3 protein-coding genes are annotated in these 5,264 nt (G+C 69.4%); 2 read left to right on the top strand and 1 reads right to left on the bottom strand.

Going from position 1 to position 5,264, the window contains the following annotated elements:
• Positions 1–1,739, bottom strand: a 1,739-nt coding sequence (gene purL, locus AB7U92_RS21320) for a phosphoribosylformylglycinamidine synthase (RefSeq protein ID WP_428581763.1), incomplete at its 3' end; no start/stop codon positions are given.
• A gap of 102 nt (positions 1,740–1,841) precedes the next feature.
• Between purL and map the strand changes: the two genes are divergently transcribed.
• Together map and AB7U92_RS21310 are read left to right on the top strand one after the other, a co-directional pair.
• On the top strand, positions 1,842–2,645 hold the full coding sequence (gene map, locus AB7U92_RS21315; protein ID WP_428581760.1) for a type I methionyl aminopeptidase: 804 nt from the start codon (positions 1,842–1,844) through the stop codon (positions 2,643–2,645).
• 7 nt (positions 2,646–2,652) lie between these two features.
• A partial coding sequence (locus AB7U92_RS21310) for a [protein-PII] uridylyltransferase (RefSeq protein ID WP_428581757.1) occupies positions 2,653–5,264 on the top strand: 2,612 nt, incomplete at its 3' end.

Below are 5,264 nucleotides of genomic sequence, written 5' to 3'. Positions count from 1 at the left end.
CGCTCGCACATCGCCTGGAACAGCGGCAGCGCATCGGCACGCACCGCCATCACGTAGCGCTCCTGGCTCTCGTTGCACCAGATCTCCTTGGGCGCGAGGCCGGATTCCTCCAGTGGCACTTTCGACAGATCGAAGCGCGCGCCCTTGCCGGCGCCGTCCACGAGCTCGGGAAAGGCATTGCTGATGCCGCCCGCGCCGACGTCGTGGATGGCCAGGATGGGGTTGCTCTCGCCCAGCGCCCAGCAGTGGTTGATGACCTCCTGCGCGCGGCGCTGGATTTCCGGGTTGCCGCGCTGCACCGAGTCGAAGTCGAGCTCGGCGGCGTTCGCACCGGCCGCCATGGAGCTGGCCGCGCCGCCGCCCATGCCGATGCGCATGCCCGGCCCGCCGAGCTGAACCAGCAGTGTGCCGGCGGGAAACTCGACCTTGCTCGTCTGCGTGGACGAGATGGTGCCCAGGCCGCCGGCGATCATGATCGGCTTGTGGTAGCCGCGGCGCACGCCATCCACCGTCTGCTCGTAGACGCGGAAGTAGCCGAGCAGGTTGGGCCGGCCGAACTCGTTGTTGAACGCGGCACCGCCGAGCGGGCCGTCGATCATGATCTGCAGCGGGCTGGCGATGTGTTCGGGCTTGCCGTAGGGCTCGCGCTCCCAGGGTTCGCTGGTGCCGGGCAGGTGAAGGTTCGACACCGAGAAGCCGGTCAGCCCCGCCTTGGGCCGCGAGCCGCGGCCGGTGGCGCCCTCGTCGCGGATCTCGCCGCCGGCGCCCGTGGAGGCACCCGGGAACGGCGAGATCGCCGTGGGGTGGTTGTGCGTCTCCACCTTCATCAGCACATGGGCCGTCTCGCGGCGCGGCCCGTAGGCCGGCGCGTTGGTGTAGCCCTGCGGCAGCCAGCGCTCGACCTCGTGCCCTTCCATCACGCTCGCGTTGTCGCTGTAGGCGATCACCGTGTGCTGCGGCGAGCGCTGATGGGTGTGGCGGATCATGCCGAACATCGAGTGTTCCTGCGGCACGCCGTCGATGGTGAAGCGGGCGTTGAAGATCTTGTGCCGGCAGTGCTCGGAGTTGGCCTGCGCGAACATCATCAGCTCGACGTCGGTCGGGTTGCGCTTCAGGCCGGTGAAGGCATCGACGAGGTAGTCGATCTCGTCGTCCGACAGCGCCAGGCCGAAGTCCTTGTTGGCGGCCTCCAGCGCCGCACGGCCGCGGCCGAGCACGTCGACGTGCTCCATCGGCTTGCCCGGCTGCTCGTCGAACAGGTGCTTCGCGTCGCCGCGCGCGAGCAGCACGCTCTCGGTCATGCGGTCGTGCAGCAGCGCGGCGCACTGACGCAGTTCGTCGTCGGAGAGTGCCTTGGTGCCGCCAAGCAGGCCGCTCTTGAGCGTGAGGCGGTACTCGGTGACACGCTCGACACGCCGGATGGCCAGGCCGCAGTTGTGCGCGATGTCGGTGGCCTTCGAGGCCCAGGGCGATACCGTGCCCAGGCGCGGCGCCACCACGATCAGCGTGCCTTCGGCCGGGCCGCCGTACGGGTCGCCGTAGCGCAGCAGGGCTTCGAGCCTGTCGTGCTCGGCACCGGCCAGCGGATGGTCGCTCCACACCCAGTGCACGTGGCGCGCGTGCACGGCAGTGATGCGCGGGTTCACCGCCTGAAGGCGCGGCAGCAGCGCTTGCGCGCGGAAGGCGGACAGCGCGTTGCCGCCCTCGAAGTGGAACAGATGCTGGGGGCTGGTGGTCACGCGACGCTGTCCGGGTGGAAGGGGGTGGAAGGCCGGCCGCGGGGCGGGGGCGCCCCGGTGGAAACCCGCGATTTTACGTGGCCGATGAGATAATCCCTTCCCATGACGATCACGATCAAGACCGCCGCCGAGATCGAGGGCATGCGCCTCGCCGGCCGGCTGGCCTCCGAGGTGCTGGACATGCTCACGCCGCACGTGAAGCCCGGCATCTCGACCGAAGCCCTGGACAAGCTGGCCCACGACCACATCGTGAACGTGCAGGGTGCGGTTCCCGCGCCGCTGAACTACGCGCCGCCGGGCTATACACCCTACCCCAAGTCGATCTGCACCTCGATCAACCATCAGGTGTGCCACGGCATCCCGAACGACCGGCCGCTGAAGAACGGCGACATCGTCAACATCGACGTCACCGTCATCAAGGACGGCTGGCACGGCGACACCAGCCGCATGTTCGTGGTCGGCGAAGGGTCGATCGCCGCCAAGCGGCTTTGCCAGATGACCTACGAGGCCATGTGGAAGGGCATCGCCAAGGTGAAGCCGGGCGCGCGGCTGGGCGACATCGGCCACACCATCCAGACCTTCGCCGAGACCAACGGCTTCTCGATCGTGCGCGAATTCTGCGGCCATGGCATCGGCCGCAAGTTCCACGAGGAGCCGCAGGTGCTGCACTACGGCCGCCCGGGCACCCTCGAGGAACTGGTGCCGGGCATGACCTTCACCATCGAGCCGATGATCAACGCCGGCAAGCGCGACATCCGCGAGATGGGCGACGGCTGGACCATCGTCACCAAGGACCGCTCGCTGTCGGCGCAATGGGAGCACACGGTGCTGGTCACCGAGACGGGCTACGAGGTGCTCACGCTGTCGGCCGGCAGCCCGCCGCCGCCGGCGTTCGTTGCAGGCTGAGCCGCCCATGGCCTCGGCCGTGCTCGATGCCGACGGCGCCGCCCGCGAGGGCATCGCCGAACTGCGCACCCGCTTCCGCCAGGGCAAGGCCGAGCTGATCACGCATTTCCGGTCCTCGCGGGCCAGCGCACCGGCGGCTTCGCGGCTGCTCAAGTCGCTGGCCAGGCACGTCGACGCCACGCTGCAGTCGCTGTGGCAGCGCAGCGGCATGCCCGAGGGCGCCGCGCTGCTGGCCGTGGGCGGCTACGGCCGCGGCGAGCTGTTCCCGCACTCCGACATCGACGTGCTGGTGCTGCTGCCGCCGGCCGCCGTGCGCCAGCCCGACGGCGAGGCGGCGGCCACGCAGGCGGCGATCGAGGGCTTCATCACCGCGTGCTGGGACATCGGGCTGGAGATCGGCTCGTCGGTGCGCACCGTCGACGAGTGCATCGCCGAGGCCGAGCGCGATGTCACCGTGCAGACCGCGCTGCTGGAAAGCCGCTACCTGTGCGGCTCGCGGCGCGTGTTCACCACCTTCCGCCACGCCAACACCCGGGCGATGGACGCCAGGGCCTTCCTCCGGGCCAAGACGCTGGAGATGCGCCAGCGCCACCAGAAGTACGAGGACACGCCCTACGCACTGGAGCCCAACTGCAAGGAGAGCCCCGGCGGCCTGCGCGACCTGCAGGTGGTGATCTGGGTGGCGCGTGCGGCCGGCCTCGGCAAGAACTGGAACGAGCTCGCCGCCAAGGGGCTGATCACGCCCTTCGAAGTCAAGCAGCTGCAGCGCAACGAAGGCTTGCTCAGGCTGATCCGCGCACGCCTGCACGTGATCGCCGGCCGGCGCGAGGACCGCCTGGTGTTCGACCTGCAGACGGCGGTGGCCGAGAGCTTCGGCTATCAGTCGTCGCCGGGCCAGCGCGCCTCCGAGGTGCTGATGCGCCGCTACTACTGGGCGGCCAAGGCGGTGGCGCAGCTCAACCAGATCCTGATGCTCAACATCGAGGAGCGGGTGGCCGGCTCGCAGGATGCGCCGATGCGCCCGATCGACGAGTTCTTCCTCGAGCGCGGCGGCATGATCGAGGTGGCCAGCGACGACCTCTACCAGCGCCACCCGCACGCCATCCTGCGCACCTTCCTGACCTACCAGCGGACGGTGGGCATCAAGGGGCTGTCGGCGCGCACGCTGCGGGCGCTTTACAACGCCCGCGAGCAGATGGGGGCCGAGTTCCGGCAGGATCCGGTGAACCGCGCCACCTTCATGCAGATCCTGCAGGAGAAGGAAGGCCAGACCCACGCCTTCCGGCTGATGAACCAGACCTCGGTGCTGGGGCGCTACCTGTGGGTGTTCCGCCGCATCGTCGGGCAGATGCAGCACGACCTGTTCCACGTCTACACCGTGGACCAGCACATCCTGATGGTGCTGCGCAACGTGCGGCGCTTCTTCATCCCCGAGCACGCCCACGAGTACCCGTTCTGCACGCAGCTGGCGCTCACCTGGGACAAGCCGTGGATCCTCTACGTGGCCGCTCTGTTCCACGACGTGGCCAAGGGCCGCGGCGGCGACCACTCCGAGCTCGGCGCCACCGAGGTGCGCCGCTTCTGCCGCGACCATCGCATCGACCGCGAGGACGCCGCACTGATCGAGTTCCTGGTGCGCGAGCACCTGCGCATGTCGCGCATCGCCCAGAAGGAAGACCTCTCCGACCCCGAGGTGATCGAGGAGTTCGCCCGCCGGGTGGGCACGCCGCGCTACCTCACCGGCCTGTACCTGCTGACCGTGGCCGACATCCGCGGCACCAGCCCGAAGGTGTGGAATGCCTGGAAGGGCAAGCTGCTGGAAGACCTCTACCGCTCGACGCTGCGCGCCCTCGGCGGCGCCAAGCCCAATCTCGACGCCGAGATCGAGGCGCGCAAGGAAGAGGCCCGCCACCTGCTCAACCTGCACTCCATGCTGCCCGGCACCGAGACGGCGCTGTGGAAGACGCTGGAGGTCAGCTACTTCGCGCGCCACGACGCCGGTGACATCGCCTGGCATGCGCGCTCGCTGTTCCGCCACCTCGACAGCGCCGAGCCGGTGGTCAAGGCGCGGCCTTCCTCGCTGGGCGAAGGGCTGCAGGTGGTGGTGTATTCGCCCGACCGGCCCGACCTGTTCGCGCGCATCTGCGGCTATTTCGACAGCGCGGGCTTCAACATCCTCGATGCCAAGGTGCACACCACGCGCGCCGGCTACGCGCTCGACACCTTCCAGGTCACCAGCCCGCAGCTGGAGGGCCAGGACGCGGTGCAGTACCGCGACCTGATCTCGCTGGTCGAGACGCAGCTGGCCGCCGCAGTGGCCGCCAGCGGTGCGCTGCCCGAGCCGAGCCGCGGCCGGCTGTCTCGGCGCGTGAAGTCGTTCCCGGTCACGCCGCGCGTGACGCTGCGCCCCGACGAGCGGGCGCAGCGCTGGCTGCTGGCCGTCTCTGCCAGCGACCGCTCCGGCCTGCTCTACGCCATCGCCCGCGTGCTGGCCCGCCACCACGTCAACTTGCAGCTGGCCAAGATCACCACGCTGGGCGAGCGTGTGGAAGACACCTTCCTGATCGACGGCTCGGAGCTGCAGCACAACCGCAAGCAGATCCAGATCGAGAGCGAGCT

It is taken from the genome of Piscinibacter sp. (assembly GCF_050175855.1).
Lineage (GTDB): Bacteria > Pseudomonadota > Gammaproteobacteria > Burkholderiales > Burkholderiaceae_C > Piscinibacter.
This window is presented reverse-complemented; position numbering and strand designations above follow the sequence as displayed.

Bases quoted from the DNA above. Each gene is read 5' to 3' on its own strand.
- map (WP_428581760.1), top strand. From the start codon at position 1,842: ATGACGATCACGATCAAGACCGCCGCCGAGATCGAGGGCATGCGCCTC.